This window comes from Pseudomonas sp. KU26590 (assembly GCF_026153515.1).
Lineage (GTDB): Bacteria > Pseudomonadota > Gammaproteobacteria > Pseudomonadales > Pseudomonadaceae > Aquipseudomonas.
Genome location: NZ_CP110644.1, coordinates 469,600 through 486,867, shown reverse-complemented (window position 1 = coordinate 486,867; position 17,268 = coordinate 469,600). Strand labels below are relative to the sequence as shown.

Genomic DNA, 17,268 nt, shown 5'->3' with positions numbered 1-17,268 from the left:
CGCCCTACATTCACTCTTTTGCTGGCAGTCTTCTATGTCCGTTTTTACTCCCCTGGCTCGGCCCGAGCTGGAAGCTTTTCTCGCCCCGTACGGGCTTGGCGCCCTGCGTGATTTTCAGGGCATTGCCGCTGGAAGTGAAAACACCAATTTCTTCATCAGCCTGGAGCAGGGTGAATTCGTGCTGACTCTGGTCGAGCGCGGTCCGGTTCAGGAAATGCCGTTCTTTATCGAGCTGCTGGATGTTCTCCACGACGCCAACCTGCCCGTGCCCTACGCGCTGCGCACCACTGACGGTCTGGCCTTGCGCGAGCTGAAAGGCAAACCGGCGCTGCTTCAACCGCGTCTGTCCGGCAAGCATCCGGCCCAGCCCAACACCCAGCATTGCGTGCAGATTGGCGAGTTCATGGCGCACATGCACATGGCCACTCGCAGCCAGACCATCGAACGCAAAACCGACCGTGGTCTGGACTGGATGCTGGAGGAGGGCGGTAATTTCATCTCTCACCTGGACGACGCGCAGGGCGCGCTGCTGACCAAAGCTGTCGAGGAAATCCAGCATCGCAAGGCGGCCATCATGGCGCTGCCGCGGGCCAATCTGCACGCCGATCTGTTTCGCGATAACACGCTGTTTGAAGGCACCCACCTGACGGGGGTGATCGACTTCTACAACGCCTGTTCCGGCCCGATGCTGTACGACGTGGCAATTGCCGTGAATGACTGGTGCTCGTTTGAGAACGGCACCATTGATGCGCCGCGAGCCCGGGCGTTTCTGGGTGCCTACGCCGCGCTTAGGCCGTTTACCGCCGCCGAAGCCGAGCTGTGGTCGACAATGCTGCGTGTCGGTTGCGTGCGCTTCTGGCTGTCACGCCTGATCGCCGCCGAAAGCTTCGCCGGGCAGGACGTGTTGATCCATGACCCGGACGAATTCCGTAAACGCCTGGAACAGCGTCAGGAGACGCATATTCCGTTGCCGTTTGCGTTGTAGACCTCATAAAAGCTTCGTGAGCAAGCTCACTCCCACAGGGACCGTGTTTCAACTGTAGGAGTGAGCTTGCTCGCGAAGGCGTTGGCGCAGGAGTTAAAGACTCTCCAGACACCCCGCCAGATCATCCGCCAGTTTGCTTAGCAATTGCTCGTAACCTTGGGCTGTGGCAGGTGTGTAGCCACCCAATCCGTCCAGTTCAGCCAGTTTGACCGGCAAACCGGCACTGAGCGTGTCGGCCAGACGCGGGCGGAGGGGTGGCTCGCTGAACACGCAGGTCTTGCCGAACTCCGTCAGTCGTGCGCGCATGGCGGCAACGTGCTGGGCACCGGGCTGAACCTCGCTGCTGACGGCAAATACGCCCGCATGCTTGAGCCCGTAAGCCTCTTCGAAATAATCAAACGCCTCGTGGAACACGAAATACTGCTTGCCTGAAATGCCGGCGACCCGCTGTTTGATTTGAGCGTCCAGCGCGTCAAGGCGCGCGTCGAAGGCCTTCACATTGCTCTCATAGCGCGCCGCATTGGCCGGATCGGCCTGACTCAAGTCAGCGGCCATCTTTGCCGCAATCACCCTCGCATTGACTGACGACAGCCACAAATGCGCATCGACGCTGCCCGGCCGGTGATCGTGATCATGCTCATCTTCGTCATCATCGTGGTGCTCGGTGCTGGCGGTGAAATGGCGCAGGTGCATGCCCGGCAACGACTCGACCGGCACCGACGCTTTGCTGCGCCCGGACAGCACGCGAGGCAGGAAGGTCTCCATGTCCGGGCCAATCCAGTAGAGCAAATCGGCTTGCTGCACGCGCCGTACGTCGGACGGGCGCAGCGCATAGTTATGAGGGGATGCGCCTGGCGGAAGCAGGACTTCCGGCACCGCGATTCCGTCCTGCACAGCCGCGGCGATCAGCTGCAGCGGCTTGATGCTGGTGAGTACGCGGACGCTGGCTTCGGCGGCAGTGATGGTTGAAAAACCGCTGATAAATACGACAAAAAGTAAAAAAAGTCGGGACACGATAACCACTCATGGGGGCAGGAACGGGTAACATAATAACGTCTCTCTCAAAGGCCGTCGCCGCTCATGTCTAAAACACCCCTGGCCAGTCGCCCCCACGATCACTCCCACTGCGTGCACAGTGCACTCACTGAAGCCGACACGCTGTGCGCGGGCAAAGGCTTGCGGCTGACGGCCCTGCGTCGTCGCGTGCTGGAGCTGGTCTGGCAGAGCCACAAGCCGCTGGGCGCCTACGACATCCTCGCCGTGCTCAGCGAAGAAGACGGCCGTCGCGCCGCACCGCCTACGGTGTACCGCGCGCTGGACTTCCTGCTGGAAAACGGCCTGGTGCACCGCATCGCGTCGCTGAACGCCTTCGCCGGCTGCAACCACCCGACCCACGCGCATCAGGGCCAGTTCCTGATCTGCCGCGAGTGCCACGCTGCCATCGAGTTGCAGCACGGCAGCATCAGCTCGGCCATCGTCGACGCGGCCAACGAGGTGGGTTTTGATGTCGAAGGCCAGACCGTCGAAGTCGTCGGTGTGTGTGCCGGGTGCAAGGCCGCCTGATGAGCGATGCACTGATCCGCCTGAAGGACGTCAGCGTGACGCGCGCAGGCCAGAGCGTGCTGGAAAACATCCAGCTGAGCGTCAGTTCGGGCGAGATCGTCACCCTGATCGGCCCCAACGGCGCGGGCAAGACCACCTTGGTGCGCGCCGTTCTGGGGCTGCTCACGGCTGATTCGGGCGAAATCTGGCGCAAGCCGAAACTGCGCGTAGGTTACATGCCGCAGAAGCTGCACATCGACGCCACGCTGCCGCTGTCGGTCTTGCGTTTCCTGCGCCTGGTCCCCGGCGTTGATCGCGATACCGCGCGGGCGGCGCTGATCGAGGTCGGCGCTGAGAAGGTCATCGACAGCCCGCTGCAAGGGATTTCCGGTGGCGAGATGCAGCGCGTGCTGCTGGCGCGAGCGCTGTTGCGCAAGCCGGAGCTGCTGGTGCTCGACGAGCCGGTGCAAGGCGTTGATGTCGCCGGGCAGGCCGAGCTGTACGCGCTGATCACTCAGCTGCGCAACCGGCATCAATGTGGCGTGCTGATGGTTTCCCATGACCTGCATCTGGTCATGAGCACCACCGATCAAGTGGTCTGTCTCAATCGCCACGTGTGCTGCTCCGGCCACCCCGAGCAGGTCAGTAACGATCCCGCGTTCGTCGAGCTGTTCGGCCTGAACGCGCCGAGCCTGGCGATCTATCACCATCGTCACGATCACGCGCACGATCTGCATGGCGAAGTCTGCCAACCCGTGCCCATCCACGATCACGTCCATACCCACAATCACGACCACGGGGACAGCTGCAAGCATGGCTGATTTTCTTCTTTACGCCTTGCTCGCAGGCCTCGCGTTAGCGGTAGTCGCAGGCCCTCTGGGGTCTTTCGTGGTGTGGCGGCGCATGGCTTATTTTGGCGATACGCTGTCACATGCCGCGTTGCTCGGCGTGGCGCTGGGCTTTTTGCTGGACATCAGCCCGACGATCGCCGTGACCGTGGGCTGCCTGCTGCTGGCGGTCTTGCTGGTGACTCTGCAGCAGCGCCAACCGCTGGCCTCTGACACGTTGCTGGGCATTCTGGCGCCAAGTACCTTGTCCCTCGGGCTGGTGGTGTTGAGCTTCATGCGCGATGTGCGCATCGACCTGATGGGCTATCTGTTCGGCGACCTGCTGGCCATCAGCCCGAACGATCTGGCCTGGATTCTCGCGGGCAGTGCGTTGGTGCTGGTGCTGATCTGTGCGCTGTGGCGGCCGCTGCTGGCGATCACTGTTCATGAAGAGCTCGCGACGGTCGAAGGTCTGCCGGTGGCAACGCTGCGCATGACGTTGATGCTGCTGATTGCCGTGGTCATCGCGGTGGCCATGAAAATCGTCGGCGTGTTGCTGATTACCTCGCTGCTGATCATTCCCGCCGCTGCGGCACAACGTCACGCCCGTTCGCCGGAGCAAATGGCCCTGGGGGCGAGCATCATTGGCGTCATTGCGGTGTGCGCGGGTCTGGCGCTGTCCTGGTTCAAGGACACCCCGGCAGGCCCGTCTATCGTGGTCTCGGCGGCGGCGCTGTTTCTGCTCAGCTTCCTTTTGCCCAAGCGGTAGAACCTTGGCTGGCGGGTTGAGTCATACTCCGCAATAATCCAATGGCGGCAATGTGCAATGACTCCTTGCGCGCCCACCGATAGTGATCAGTTATTTTCGGTGCAAGTCAGTTGTGTGTAGACTTGCTCGTTTTTTGCGCAAATAGAGAATCGCAGGAATGAAGCCGTTCGCATCCCGTTATCTGCTGCTTGCTGCATTTTCCGTCCTGTTGAGCGCTTGCCAAAGCAAGCCCATCGAGCAACCCGCGCCTGTTGCGCCGCCCGATGCGTATCAGCAGCTGGAACAGAACATCGCCAGCAGCGAGCTGGCGACCGCCGAGGATCAATTGGCCGCGCTGCAAAGCAAATCCCCGGACGATCCCCGACTCGAGCAATACCAGCGTCAGCTGGCTGAGGCGTACCTGAGTCGCAGCCAGATCGTCCTGCAAAAGGGCGACATGAACGCCGCGGCCACCGCGCTCAGCCGCGCCCGCGCCTTGATGCCTAAAGCCCCGGCGCTGACCAGTGGCGTAAACGGTGCCATCGCCCACGCTCGTAAAGCGGAGCTGGAGAAGGCGGAAGCGGATCTGCGCGCTGCTGAAGCCAAACGCAAGGCCAAGGTGATCGACCCGAGTGCCGAGAGCACGACCATTGAATTGAAGCTCAGCGACATGAAGCAGCTGCGCCGTCAGTTGAGTGACATCGCTGAAGACGTCACAGCCTTCAATTGCGACGTCACTGTGCAGGTGCCGCGCACGGACGACTACCCTTGGCTGGCGACATTGCTGACCAAGCGCGTGACGAAGATCAACCCGGATTTCGAGTTGCAGCTGCAGCGTGAAATCGAGCGCACTGAGCCTGCGAAGATCGTGTTGAAACCCGCTCAGCCCTGATCGGTTTTTGATCAAAAGAAAAGGCGTTGCCCTCGCGGGTAACGCCTTTTTTGCGCTTGCTTGCCTCCCTTCCCACGGGAAAGTCGCGGGATCGACTGCGCAAGAAGTTGCGCAGTCGATTGTGAGTTCCAGGGTGCTTTCTGCGCTGTAAGCCACGTCTTCTGTGGCCTGCAGACGAGTGCGCAAGAAGTTGCGCAGGGGTGCGCAACTTCTTGCGCACTTTCTCTTTGTTATTAGGGTTGGCGTTCGCTAAAACCCGTCATTTTTCTTCTTAAACTATTGATTTTTCTCGGCTAATTCATAACTGGCACAAGCCTTGATATCTCCGTAGCCCCCGGATTGGCATTCACGCCTTTTCCGATGGTTTTTTGAGCACGGAGAGCATCCTTGGCAACCCCCTTAAATCTTCCCGTTGGTGGCGATAAACGCGAACCTCAGGTCGCGATTGTTCCGCTTGATCAAATTCAGGTTGAAGACGTTGGTCTTGGTGCGGCGAATGTTGATGCCTGGCTGCAGGAGATCAGCGGCGGGGTTGTCACGCTTGAGCGGATCAAAGCCGTAGCCGGCGGGCTGCCGGTGGTGGGCAATATCATGGCGCTGGTCGATGCGCTGAATGACATCGTTCGGCTTTCTACAAGCTCGGAGCGAGACCCGCTGGACTGGGTCAGTTTGGGCATCAACCTGATTGGGATGGTGCCGATTCCGCCGGGCATGGCGGCGGCGCGGATGAGCCTCCGGCCAATGCTGTTTCTGGTGCGTCAGGAGATGCGGCAGGCCGGCAAGATGGTGCTGGGCGATGCACTGATCGAGATTCTGATCGGGCACCTTAATGCCACCATCGTCGGGACCCTTGATGACTTTGTGACTCAGGCGCACGGGAAGCTTCCCGGGATTCTTGAGGATGCGGGGAGCCTGGGTGAAGGCGTACTGCATCAGATCGCTGCTGGCTTGGAGAGCTTGGTAGACCCAAAACTGAACGCCAAGGCCGATTTGCTTGAGGCGGGGCAGTTGGCTCATGCCGCAGGCGATCTTTGGGCCTACGACCCTCAGGCCGCGATTGGCAATATCTTCGTCGCGGCTGCAGATATTTGTGTTGCTGCGGGTAAGGGTGCGGTGAATGGTGCTGCTGAATACCTCGTGCCTGAAGCGGTTAAAAAAGAGGTGGGCAGGCAGGCCAAGTTATTGCGTGATCTGGCTCCTCAGCTTCGCACGCAGATCACAGGGTTGGGTAATCCCGAAGCTCAGCATTCTATCGCGGCGTTGCTGGTTACTTTGGAGGGTGCGGTCGTCAGCTGGCGGTCGCGCAATGGCCATGGGCAGGCTTTCAACATCAAGCCCGGGGTGGTTAATAAGGCCAAGCGCCAGGCGGGTGAAGGCAAGCTGGAGACTGTTCAGTTCGAGAAGCCTGCAAAGGGCCGGGCGAACAAGCGGAAGAACTGCAAGTGTGCGTGTCCTTGTGAATGTGCCTGCGGGTCGACGGCGAGGAGCATCAGCTTTGCGACGGGCTCGGAGTCGGTCAGCCATACCGATTTCAGTCTGCCGGGGCCGTTTCCGATTGAGTGGACGCGCACTTACTGTTCCAGTCTGGATGCGTTCGATGAGGATGTCATTGGTGCGCGGTGGATCACGCCGTTTACTACACGCTTTGATCTCGTCGGCGACGGTCTGGTCTTCCATGACGCCGATGGCCGCAGCCATGAATTCCCTCTGCCCAAGGTCAAGCTGTTCCATTTCAATGCCATCGAAAATCTGACCGTTATTCGACTCAGCAAGGATCGGCTGTTGCTGATGCGAGGGCTTGAGCATAGGGAAACCTATGTTCGGCGGGGACAGCGCTTTGTTCTGATCAACAAGGTTTTGCCCAATGCAGCCGGGGTCATGCTCCATTATGAGCATCGCCATGATGGGCAGTTGGTGCTCTCTGAGTTGGTCACTTATCGGGAAAAGGACGCCAGTAAAGTCCACTTGCGCTTGGGCACTTTGATTGATGATCAGGGCCGTCTGACCGGCCTGTGGGAAGTTCGTGATGGCGACGTCAAACGCCAACTGTGCGCGTATCAGTACGATTATGCTGGCGATCTTGTTCTGGCTCAGGACGAAAACGGCGCTGCCTGGCACTACCAGTATCAAAACCACCTAATTACTCGCTACACCGACCGTACCCATCGTGGGCTGAACCTGCAGTGGCAGGGATCCGGCCCCGACGCGAAAGCCATCCGAGAATGGGCTGACGACGGCAGTTTTGATACCCGGCTGGCGTGGGATGAAAACATCCGTCTCACCTACGTCACCGATGCGCTCGGTCACCAAATCCGGCATTACTACGACAGCCTCGGCTACACCTATCGCATCTGTCATGCCGATGGGCGTTCCGAGTGGTTCTTCCGCGATGCGGCGAAGAACATCATTCGCCACGTACACACCGACGGCAGTACCGACCGGTATCGTTACGACAAGCTCAGCAATCTCACCGAGCACACTCGCGCTGATCACAGCGTGATGAATTACGCGTACGACGACAAAAGCCACCTGATCAAGATCAGCGATGGCGAGGGCGGGTTGTGGAAACGGAACTACGACCTTCGCGGAAATCTGATCGAGGTGATCGACCCGCTAGAGAACGTTACCGAATACGCCTACAACGGCTTCGGTCTTCCTACAGCGGTCAAGGACGCCAACGGCAATACGAAGGAGCTGGCCTACAACGACGCCGGACAACTCGTTAAGTACACCGACTGCTCGGGCAAGGTCAGCATCTGGGAATACGACGAGCGCGGCCAGATGATCCGCTTTACCGATCCGGCCGGGCCCAGCACGACCTACGAGTACAAGTTAGGCCAGTTAGTGCTGATCAAGCACCCGGACAAGACCGAAGAACGCTTCAGCCGCGATGCAGAAGGACGACTGCTAGCTCACTCCGATGGTTTGGAGCGCTGCACCACTTGGCGCTACACCGCTGCAGGCTTCATCGCCGAACGCGTCGACGCCGCCGAGCAAACCCTGCGTTATCGATGGGACAAACTCGGCCGCCTCGTCGCGCTGGAAAACGAAAACGAACGCAGCGCGCATTTTCACTACGACCCGGTTGGGCGCCTGCTGGAAGAGCGCGGCTTCGACAATCGCTCGACCCGCTATCAGTACGATCCCGAGACGGGGCGCCTTGCCCAAACCCTCAACGGCCAACGCACGATCGCATTGACCTTCGACCCGATGGGCCGCCTGACCGAACGCCGCGCCACCCTCGGCGAACAGTCCCAGAGCGAAACCTTTGCCTACGACGGCAATGGCCATCTGGTCATGGCGACCAACGCCGTCAGCAAGCTGCAATGGTTTCACGACCCGGCCGGCAATCTGCTGCGCGAGCACCAGCATTACTCGAATCTGGACAAGCCACTGGTTGCCGTTTGGCAGCACGAGTACGACGCGCTGAATAACCGCGTCGCCACTGTTCGCCCGGATGGACACCGCGTCAGTTGGCTCACCTACGGCAGCGGTCATCTGCTCGGCCTGAAGCTCGATGAGCATGAACTGCTCAGCTATGAACGCGATGATCTGCACCGCGAAATCAGCCGGCATCAAGGCAATAACCTGCTACAAACCCAGCAATGGGACCCGGCGGGGCGCCTCCAAGAACAACTACTGGGCCGAGCAGACGACAAAACCACCCTGATCAAACGCTCCTACACCTACGATGCTGCTGGCCAGCTCACCGACATCAACGACAGCCGTCGTGGGGTCCTAGCTTATAAATACGACCCGGTCAGCCGCCTCCTTAGCGCCACCAGCCGCCAGGGCTTGGAAACCTTCGCCTTCGACCCGGCCAGCAACCTGCTCGACGACACCGCCGCGCCCGTCCGCCGCCCGTTAGATCGGGAGCCTGTCCGCCACAAACTGATCGACAACCTGCTGCGCGACTACGCCGGCAACCACTACGAATACGACGAACGCGGCAACCAGACCGAACGCTGGACCAACGGCCTGCGCAGCGAACTGCACTGGGATCTATTCGATCGCTTGGTTCACTTCCGCGATCCGCGCCTGACCGTCGACTTCGGCTACGACCCCCTCGGACGCCGCCTCTACAAATTCTCGAAAGCGCACTACAGGCCACGTCCCGAAGCCGGCACAGGCTGGAACGAAAACGAACACGCCCGCAAAGAGCGCGAGCTCGGCTGCGGCTTCACCCTCTACGGCTGGGACGGAGACAACCTCGCCTGGGAAAGCAGCCCCCCGCCATACGCCGGAGCCCTCGGCCGCACCGTCCACTACATCCACGAACCCGGCGCCTTCGTCCCGGTGGCCCAAGCCATCCGCCACGAAACGATCCGCTTGGTAAGCCAACCGACCTATCAGGGCCGCTACAACTTCAAAGAAGATCCGCTCTGGACCTACAAGCCAGTCGCGCTGCCGATTGACGCACTCGCCTGGTACCAGTGCGACCACCTCGGCACGCCCCAGGAAATCACCGACCAAAACGGCAACACCGCCTGGACCGCCCAATACAAAGCGTGGGGCGAGGCGCAAGAACAGCGCTCAGAGTTCGCCCAACAAGTCGGCCTGACCAACCCGATCCGATTCCAGGGGCAGTACCACGACCACGAAACCGGCCTGCACTACAACCGGCATCGGTACTATGATTCGAGGGTCGGGCGATTCATCAGCAGGGATCCGATTGGCTACAGTGGTGGGCTAAACCTCTATCAATACGTACCGAATCCGACGGATTGGATCGACCCGCTGGGACTTGCCCGTCTAAAGGGGATTACACCAAATAACAGAGGCACTCGCTCCACCGGTGACGACGGGCCAATCCCAATACCGGAGGTTGGTTACAGCAAGCGAGCCGGTGGCGCTGGCGCAGAGCACCCCGTTGTGAGGGACCTCTACGCTTCGGTTCCGTCCGACAAACGTACTGAGTTGTTTCATGGGGACTGCGGAGAAGCTGACCTACTTAGCAAGATCGCGCGCAATCACGACGCGCAGAGCGTTCCCCAGTTACAGCAACTAGTTGAAGGTGCCACCTTTACGACCGTACGCAACGATGGCAAACCGATGCCTTTTTGTCCTTCCTGTTCCCAAGTGATGGGAGCTCTCGGTATCAAAGACGGAGTTTTACAATGATAAGTGATCAACTTGCCCAAGAGATTGATATTCTTGAAGAAGCACTGGTTTTACAGGGAGTGTCGATAGATGGTTTGAGGCGTCATTACGCTAAGTTTTTACTCCAGCTGATAAGTGATGGCAGCTTTAGCGACATTCCTGAGGGAATAATGGAGAAAGTTGTTTCTTGTCTTAATGTGGCGGCGGCGCACGAAAGAATAAATAAAGAAGATTGCATGATGAAAACGCTGATCTCTGAATTGTGGGAGATCGAAGAGCTAAGAACGGAGAGCGACGCAGCTAGTTCCAAGCTGGCAAGATGCGTGATTATGTGCTTTGGAACAGAGGAAGGCTGGCTAGAGATGGACTCCGGCGAACCTACACCTTTAGACTATTACCTGTTTAGCTTGATAAGGTGCCGTCCGCAGATTTCGCAGCGATATATGATTTTCTTTAGAAAGCTCTTAAATTCGAGGGTTGAACTGGGCGAGCCCCATCAGCTTTGATGCAACCAATACGGGCATAGGCGAGCAGCCAGACGTGACGCCCCCCCTTTAACTCTAGAGCATCCACTAACAGCCTGGTAACGAAGTTAAAGGGGGCGGACCCCTTCAGCTATGGTAAGCCATTGCCATTTTGCGACTTCTGTTTACATGTTATGAACCGGCTTGGGATAAGGGACGGGATTTCAGATGATTGAACATCTAGTTTAAGGGGACAGTTTAAGGGGACGGACCCCTTTAGCTCTGTTTTTGACGAGCGAACGCCAAATCTTGTTCCTCATCTAAAAAAGCGGTCGCTTGTCGAAAAATAGATCGACGCGACCCAGCAATAATAAAACTGATGCATGAACTTTGGGTTTTGCACGACCAGCAATGTGGACCAAACGCCGCCCTTTCAAATCTTGCTAGGTGTGTAATCGTCTGCTATGGAACTCAAGAGGAATGGGAAGAAGGAGACTCAACTGAGCCAACAGCGGTATATCTCTACTTGGTCTACTTGAAGAAAGTCATTCCCGGAATCCCCCCGCTTCTAATTGAGTTCTTTACCAAGGATTAGGCTTTAAATAGCGGCCTCTTTCTTCTCTGTGATTTCCTAAAAGGGCTGGCCTCGGGTTTTTTGCTGATTCGAGGTGGACAGCCTCCCTAGGTACTAGAGCTCGGTTCTGTTTAATCAAAGTCTGAGGATGGGAAAAAGAAAGCGGCTCATACAGCCAGTATCGCTCAACCGCCTTGAGTAATTTTGGAAATAAATTATGGATCTCGAACATTTTAAAAAATATAGTATCAACTCAATAGTTCGACCTGCCGGGGACTCTAATGCGCTTAAGCATCAGCTTACGTTCTTTGTCAGCGTTTTAGACGCATTGGATATTCATTTTTCAAATCCCGAAAACGATCCGACGCAGTTAGTTAGGGACTACATCGAAGACAAGATCCCTGTTGAGACACTTGCTGCTAAAGCCTCAATTTGGTGGTCAATAATTGGGGATTCAGCAGCGGTGCGTGAATTCCGAGACCGCAATATATTAATGGCAAGACTTGCTATCTGTCTTCTCTACTGGGATGAGACCAAACGCTCGGACCTAGGAGATAACCTGTCATGGTTTCTCGAGCTGCTACACGCTTTGAACGTCGACAGGAACCTACCAACTGAAATGATGATAAAGTATTTTGAATATCGATAAAAATAGCCAGTAAGTTAAAGGCGCGGACCATTATGGTTTGCTGCGCTTATGCCCTGAAGTCTCAGAAGAGTTCTTTGCCTTTTTTCAACGTGCTAATTGCAGCGCAGTGGGAGGAGGCTCGTTGTGATTGGTCACGCACTGACAGCGCCTAACGAAGATCAACCCCGATTTCGAGTTGCAGATGCAGCGTGAAATCGAGCGGACCGAGCCTGCGAAGATTGTGTTGAAACCCGCTCAGCTCTGATCGATTTTTGATCAAAAGAAAAGGCGTTGCCCTCGCGGGCAACGCCTTTTTTGTTACGGCTAGCCCCGCAAATTACGCAGGAATCGCCTTCGCTTTAGGCTCACGAGCCCAGACGCGGTGCTGCTGGATCGCATCGAAGAATGCCTTGAAGGAGGCTTTGTCCGAAACGGCCAGCAAGCCGGCATCGGCTTCCAAGCGCAGCAGGTCGATCAATTTCTGTGCATCACCTGCATAAGCAATGGCTTTGAGGTGCTTGTACGCCTCAAGCACATAGTGCAGTGCCACGCCGTCGCCGCTCAGTGCCTTGATGGAGGCATCGCCGCCCGGGATGAACACGGCATCGAACGCGACCGATGGCAAACCTTCCATCGAAGCATCAACTGCCAGGGACGCACCGCTCGCGGTTTTGACCGGCGCGGAGGTAGGACCCAGCACCTTGGCGTGTGCGCCTTCGGCTTCCAGCGCCGCTTTCATCGCCGCGACGGCTTTGTCGTCGACGCCATTGGCAACCAGGATGGCCACTTTGCGCGAAGCAATGTCGGCAGGCAGCAGGTTCGCCTGGCTCAGCAGCGGCGACTTGTCGACAGTCAACTTGCCGTTGCTTTGGGCCTGGACAGTCGGGGCGGTCGGCGCGGGCAAGCCAAGGTTTTCAGCCACACGTTTGGCCAGTGTGAGGTCGATATTCGCGAGAATCTCATTCACCTGACGTGCGCGGATGTGCTCACGCTCAACCTTGCCCAGCTCGAAGCTGTAGGCCGCGATAATGTGCTCTTTCTCGTGCTCGCTCATGCTGTTGAAGAACAGCGTGGCTTGGGAGAAGTGATCGCCAAACGACGGGCTGCGTTCACGCACTTTGTGCGCTTCGATGCGTTCTGGATACGTCTCGAAGCCGCCATCCTCCGGACCTGCAGGGGTTTCTTTCGGCCAGCCGCCGTCGATCGAGTTTGGCTCGTAGGAAGCACGACCCTTGTCGATGGTGGTGCGGTGTTGAGCATCACGCTGGTTGTTGTGGTTCGGCGAGACCGGACGGTTGATCGGGATCTCGTGGAAGTTCGGCCCGCCCAGTCGGCTGATCTGCGTGTCGGTGTAGGAAAACAGTCGACCTTGCAGCAGCGGATCGTTGGAGAAGTCGATACCCGGCACGACGTGGCCTGGGCAGAACGCAACCTGCTCGGTCTCGGCGAAGTAGTTGTCCGGATTGCGGTTGAGCACCATTTTGCCCAGCGGCGTTACCGGCACCAGCTCTTCCGGGATGATTTTGGTCGGGTCCAGAATGTCGAAGTCGAACTTGTGCTCGTCTTCTTCTGCGATGATCTGAACGCCCAGTTCCCATTCCGGGTAGTCGCCCATCTCGATGGACTCCCACAGGTCGCGGCGATGGAAGTCAGTGTCCTTGCCCGCAAGCTTCTGCGCTTCGTCCCACACCAGAGAGCAAGTACCGTACTTGGGCTTCCAGTGGAATTTGACGAACGTGGATTTACCCTCGGTGTTGATCATGCGGAACGTGTGAATGCCGAAGCCTTGCATCGACCGCAGGCTTTTCGGGATCGCACGGTCGGACATGGTCCACAGCACCATGTGCGCGGATTCCGGCACCAGTGAAACGAAGTCCCAGAAGGTGTCGTGTGCCGAGCCGCCCGTAGGGATTTCGTTATGAGGCTCTGGCTTCACCGCGTGTACGAAATCGGGAAACTTGATGGCGTCCTGGATGAAGAACACCGGCATGTTGTTGCCGACCAGGTCGTAGTTGCCTTCGCCGGTATAGAACTTGACCGCGAAACCGCGTACGTCACGGACGGTATCGCCGGAGCCACGTGGGCCCTGGACCGTGGAAAAGCGTGTAAAGACCGGGGTTTTCTTGCCCGGGTCGCGCAGGAATTCGGCTTTTGACAGCGCCGAATGGTTCTCGTAGGTCTGGAAGTAACCATGAGCCGCGGTACCGCGCGCATGGACGATGCGCTCCGGGATGCGTTCATGGTCAAAGTGGGTGATCTTCTCGCGCATGATGAAGTCTTCGAGCAGCGAGGGGCCGCGCGATCCGACTTTCAGCGTGTTCTGATTGTCGGAGATCTTCACGCCCTGATTGGTGCGCAAAGCCTCGCCGGTAGCGTCGGAGCGGAACGTTTCAAGGCTTTCAACCTTGGCGTTGGTATTGCCACGGTCCAGCGTGTCAGTGCCAGCCAGTTCACTGTTGGCTTTGGGGCTAACAGGTGGATTGGTGTTCTTACTCATCAGACAAAACTCCTCGGTTCAGACGGCTCCTTTTTCGGCATTCCATGGTGTGGAGGCAGCAGGAGCTCGTAGGCGGAAATGCCTGACACGAAGTCAGGCATTATTCAGGCGCTAAGTAAGTGACTGACGATGAAAACAGCCGTTCCGTTTGTTTTTCCGATTCTTCGATTTCCATCGCCGGACTGACAGCCGGCCATCCATATGACCGTTCGGCAGGTCCAGTGCGAAATAAATGCTAAGAATGCTGGGCCCAACCTGGATTCGACAGGCTAAAATGCGCGCCCGGTTTACCCAGCCGAAGCCGAAATGGCATCGCTCAGCAGCGTGATGAAGGCATGAGCCCCACGCTGATCTTTCAACGCGCCCCACAAGGTTCGCTCCGTGATCGAGTTCCAAAACGTCCACAAAACCTATCGGGTTGCCGACCGGGAAATTCCCGCGCTGCACCCCACCAGCCTGCGCATCGAAAACGGCCAGGTGTTTGGTCTGATCGGCCATTCCGGCGCCGGCAAAAGCACCATGCTGCGCCTGATCAACCGCCTTGAGGCACCGAGCGGCGGCAAGATTCTGGTCGATGACGTTGATGTCACCGCACTGGACGCCGATGGTCTGCGCGGCTTCCGCCGTCAGGTCGGCATGATTTTCCAGCACTTCAATCTGCTGTCGTCAAAGACGGTGGCCGACAACGTCGCCATGCCGCTGACGCTGGCCGGGGACATGTCCCGCGCGCAGATTGATCAGCGCGTGGCCGAGCTGCTCGCCCGCGTGGGTCTTTCCGACCACGCCAGGAAATACCCGGCGCAATTGTCAGGCGGTCAGAAGCAACGCGTCGGCATCGCCCGCGCGCTGGCGACCAAGCCAAAGATTCTGCTGTGCGACGAGGCCACCAGCGCCCTTGACCCGCAAACCACGGCGTCGGTGTTGCAGCTGCTGGCCGAGATCAATCGCGAACTAAACCTGACCATCGTGTTGATCACCCACGAAATGGACGTGATCCGTCGCGTCTGCGATCAGGTGGCGGTCATGGATGCGGGCATCATCGTCGAGCAGGGCGCTGTGGCCGATGTGTTTCTGCACCCCAAGCACCCGACCACTCGCCGTTTTGTGCAGGAAGACGAGGAGGTCGACGAAAACCAGCTGAACCTCGATTTCGCCCATGTTCAGGGTCGCATCGTGCGCCTGACGTTTCAGGGCGAAGCGACCTACGCGCCATTGCTGGGCACGGTCGCGCGGGAAACCGGTGTGGACTACAGCATTCTGGCCGGCCGTATCGACCGCATCAAAGACACGCCTTACGGGCAACTGACGCTGGCCATCACCGGTGGTGACATGGATGCCGCGTTTGCCCGCTTCACCGCAGCCGACGTTCACATGGAGGTCCTGCGCTGATGGACACCTTTCTCAACCTGTTTTCCAACGTCGACTGGTACGAAATCTGGCTGGCGACAGGCGACACCCTGATCATGCTCGGCGTGTCGCTTGCCTTCACCGTCCTGCTGGGCTTGCCGCTTGGCGTGCTGATGTTCCTGACCTCTCCGCGTCAGTTGCTTGAGAACAAGCCGCTCTACACCACCGTCGGCCTGATCGTGAACATGCTGCGAGCGCTGCCGTTCATCATCCTGCTGATCGTGATGATGCCGCTGACGGAAATCATCACCGGCACCTCGCTGGGCATTCTCGGCACGCTGCCGCCGTTGATCGCAGGCGCCACGCCGTTCTTTGCACGCCTGGTGGAAACCGCGCTGCGGGAAGTGGATCGCGGGATCATCGAGGCCACTCAGGCCATGGGCGCGACGACCCGGCAGGTCGTGATCAAGGCGCTGTTGCCTGAAGCACGCCCGGGCATTCTCGCCGCAATCACCGTCACCGCGATTGCACTGGTGTCGTTCACGGCCATGGCCGGTGCGGTCGGCGCCGGCGGCCTGGGCGATCTGGCGATTCGCTACGGTTATCAACGCTTTCAGAACGATGTGATGTTTGTAACGGTCGTATTGCTGCTGGTGCTGGTGCAGATCCTGCAAACCGTTGGCGACAGACTGGTCGCGCACTTTTCACACCGTTAACCGAATTCGCCGGTCACTGACCGGCAGATGCACGCCACTGCGCGTGCATTTCAGGAGTAGTAGAAATGAAGAAGTTGTTGGCTGTATTTGCGGCGGTGGCGGCCCTGTCTGCCCATGCTGATGAGACCTTGACCGTTGCGGCTTCCGCCGTGCCCCACGCCGAGATTCTCGAGTTCGTGAAGCCGATGCTGGCGAAGGAAGGTGTAACGCTGAACGTGAAGGTGTTCAACGATTACATTCAGCCCAACGTGCAGGTGGACCAGAACCGCATGGACGCCAACTTCTTCCAGCACCAGCCGTATCTCGATGAGTTCAACAAGGGCAAGGGCACGCATCTGGTGAGCGTGGCCAAGGTTCACATTGAGCCGTTTGGCGCGTACTCGGACAAGCTCAAAAGTCTGGCCGAGCTGCCGGATGGCGCTAACGTGGCCATCCCGAATGACGCCACCAACGAGGGCCGCGCGCTGTTGCTGCTGGTCAAGGCCGGCCTGATCACCCTGAAGGATCCGACCAGCATCACCGCCAAGCCAAGCGACGTTCAGCAGAACCCGAAGAACCTGAAATTCCGCGAGCTGGAAGCCGCGACTCTGCCACGCGTACTGACGCAGGTGGATCTGGCGCTGATCAACACCAACTACGCCCTGACGGCCAAGCTTGATCCCACCAAGGATGCGCTGATCATCGAAGGATCGGAGTCGCCTTACGCGAACATCCTGGTGACCCGCGAAGACAACAAGGATGCCCCGGCCATCCAGAAACTGGTCGCCGCGCTGCACAGCCCGGAAACCAAGGCGTTCATCGTTGAGAAATACAAAGGCGCCGTGGTTCCGGCGTTCTGATCAAGGTATTAGGCGGGTGACGTCGTGGGAGCCGGCTTGCTGGCGAATGCGTTGTTTCAGAGATTAGGATCGCAGCTGGCAAACCGCGTTCGCCAGTTCAAGCCGGCTC

At 58.4% G+C, this 17,268-nt stretch carries 13 protein-coding genes; 11 read left to right on the top strand and 2 right to left on the bottom strand.

Translation table 11 applies throughout. The annotated features are described in order from the left end of the window. The first annotated feature begins 34 nt into the window (after positions 1-34). Positions 35-985, top strand: a complete 951-nt coding sequence (locus OKW98_RS02250; protein ID WP_265387804.1) for a homoserine kinase — start codon at positions 35-37, stop codon at positions 983-985. Between the two features lie 93 nt (positions 986-1,078). Here OKW98_RS02250 and znuA read toward each other — a convergent pair whose 3' ends face one another. Further along, on the bottom strand, positions 1,079-2,008 hold the full coding sequence (znuA, locus tag OKW98_RS02245; protein ID WP_265387803.1) for a zinc ABC transporter substrate-binding protein ZnuA: 930 nt from the start codon (positions 2,006-2,008) through the stop codon (positions 1,079-1,081). 57 nt (positions 2,009-2,065) lie between these two features. Between znuA and OKW98_RS02240 the strand changes: the two genes are divergently transcribed. The 7 genes from OKW98_RS02240 to OKW98_RS02210 all read left to right on the top strand — a co-directional run bounded on the left by OKW98_RS02240 (position 2,066) and on the right by OKW98_RS02210 (position 11,781). After that, positions 2,066-2,548 (top strand): Fur family transcriptional regulator, encoded by a 483-nt coding sequence (locus OKW98_RS02240; RefSeq protein WP_265387802.1) that lies wholly within the window; start codon positions 2,066-2,068, stop codon positions 2,546-2,548. Continuing rightward, on the top strand, positions 2,548-3,348 hold the full coding sequence (gene znuC / locus OKW98_RS02235) for a zinc ABC transporter ATP-binding protein ZnuC (RefSeq protein ID WP_265387801.1): 801 nt from the start codon (positions 2,548-2,550) through the stop codon (positions 3,346-3,348). The genes OKW98_RS02240 and znuC overlap by 1 nt, the downstream gene beginning before the upstream one ends. Continuing rightward, positions 3,341-4,123 carry a zinc ABC transporter permease subunit ZnuB gene (znuB, locus tag OKW98_RS02230; protein WP_172610143.1) on the top strand — a complete coding sequence of 261 codons (783 nt, stop codon included), beginning with the start codon at positions 3,341-3,343 and terminating at the stop codon, positions 4,121-4,123. The genes znuC and znuB overlap by 8 nt, the downstream gene beginning before the upstream one ends. Before the next feature lie 157 nt (positions 4,124-4,280). After that, positions 4,281-4,994, top strand: a complete 714-nt coding sequence (locus OKW98_RS02225; protein ID WP_265387800.1) for a PA5502 family lipoprotein — start codon at positions 4,281-4,283, stop codon at positions 4,992-4,994. A gap of 387 nt (positions 4,995-5,381) precedes the next feature. Continuing rightward, positions 5,382-10,115, top strand: a complete 4,734-nt coding sequence (locus OKW98_RS02220) for an RHS repeat-associated core domain-containing protein (protein WP_265387799.1) — start codon at positions 5,382-5,384, stop codon at positions 10,113-10,115. After that, a complete protein-coding gene (locus OKW98_RS02215) occupies positions 10,112-10,600 on the top strand; it encodes a hypothetical protein (protein WP_265387798.1) in 489 nt (162 codons plus the stop codon). Before OKW98_RS02220 ends, OKW98_RS02215 begins: the two co-directional genes overlap by 4 nt. Positions 10,601-11,349: 749 nt before the next feature. Beyond that, a complete protein-coding gene (locus OKW98_RS02210) occupies positions 11,350-11,781 on the top strand; it encodes a hypothetical protein (RefSeq protein WP_108121285.1) in 432 nt (143 codons plus the stop codon). 316 nt (positions 11,782-12,097) lie between these two features. On the opposite strand, the gene katE is transcribed toward OKW98_RS02210, so the two are convergent. After that, positions 12,098-14,257 (bottom strand): catalase HPII, encoded by a 2,160-nt coding sequence (katE, locus tag OKW98_RS02205; RefSeq protein WP_265387797.1) that lies wholly within the window; start codon positions 14,255-14,257, stop codon positions 12,098-12,100. Positions 14,258-14,638: 381 nt separating this feature from the next. Here katE and OKW98_RS02200 point away from each other — a divergent pair, with 381 nt between their 5' ends. The 3 genes from OKW98_RS02200 to OKW98_RS02190 all read left to right on the top strand — a co-directional run bounded on the left by OKW98_RS02200 (position 14,639) and on the right by OKW98_RS02190 (position 17,159). Next, entirely contained in the window at positions 14,639-15,646 is a 1,008-nt protein-coding gene (locus tag OKW98_RS02200) for a methionine ABC transporter ATP-binding protein (RefSeq protein ID WP_265387796.1), read from the top strand. Then, on the top strand, positions 15,646-16,320 hold the full coding sequence (locus tag OKW98_RS02195; RefSeq protein WP_265387795.1) for a methionine ABC transporter permease: 675 nt from the start codon (positions 15,646-15,648) through the stop codon (positions 16,318-16,320). Before OKW98_RS02200 ends, OKW98_RS02195 begins: the two co-directional genes overlap by 1 nt. A 65-nt stretch (positions 16,321-16,385) precedes the next feature. Continuing rightward, complete coding sequence (locus OKW98_RS02190) at positions 16,386-17,159, top strand: MetQ/NlpA family ABC transporter substrate-binding protein (RefSeq protein WP_265387794.1); 774 nt, start codon at positions 16,386-16,388, stop codon at positions 17,157-17,159. The last annotated feature ends 109 nt before the right edge of the window (positions 17,160-17,268 follow it).

Coding starts and splice junctions, on each gene's coding strand:
- OKW98_RS02250 (WP_265387804.1), top strand. CDS start 35: ATGTCCGTTTTTACTCCCCTGGCTCGGCCCGAGCTGGAAGCTTTTCTC.
- OKW98_RS02240 (WP_265387802.1), top strand. CDS start 2,066: ATGTCTAAAACACCCCTGGCCAGTCGCCCCCACGATCACTCCCACTGC.
- znuC (WP_265387801.1), top strand. CDS start 2,548: ATGAGCGATGCACTGATCCGCCTGAAGGACGTCAGCGTGACGCGCGCA.
- znuB (WP_172610143.1), top strand. CDS start 3,341: ATGGCTGATTTTCTTCTTTACGCCTTGCTCGCAGGCCTCGCGTTAGCG.
- OKW98_RS02225 (WP_265387800.1), top strand. CDS start 4,281: ATGAAGCCGTTCGCATCCCGTTATCTGCTGCTTGCTGCATTTTCCGTC.
- OKW98_RS02215 (WP_265387798.1), top strand. CDS start 10,112: ATGATAAGTGATCAACTTGCCCAAGAGATTGATATTCTTGAAGAAGCA.
- OKW98_RS02210 (WP_108121285.1), top strand. CDS start 11,350: ATGGATCTCGAACATTTTAAAAAATATAGTATCAACTCAATAGTTCGA.
- katE (WP_265387797.1), bottom strand. CDS start 14,257: ATGAGTAAGAACACCAATCCACCTGTTAGCCCCAAAGCCAACAGTGAA.
- OKW98_RS02195 (WP_265387795.1), top strand. CDS start 15,646: ATGGACACCTTTCTCAACCTGTTTTCCAACGTCGACTGGTACGAAATC.
- OKW98_RS02190 (WP_265387794.1), top strand. CDS start 16,386: ATGAAGAAGTTGTTGGCTGTATTTGCGGCGGTGGCGGCCCTGTCTGCC.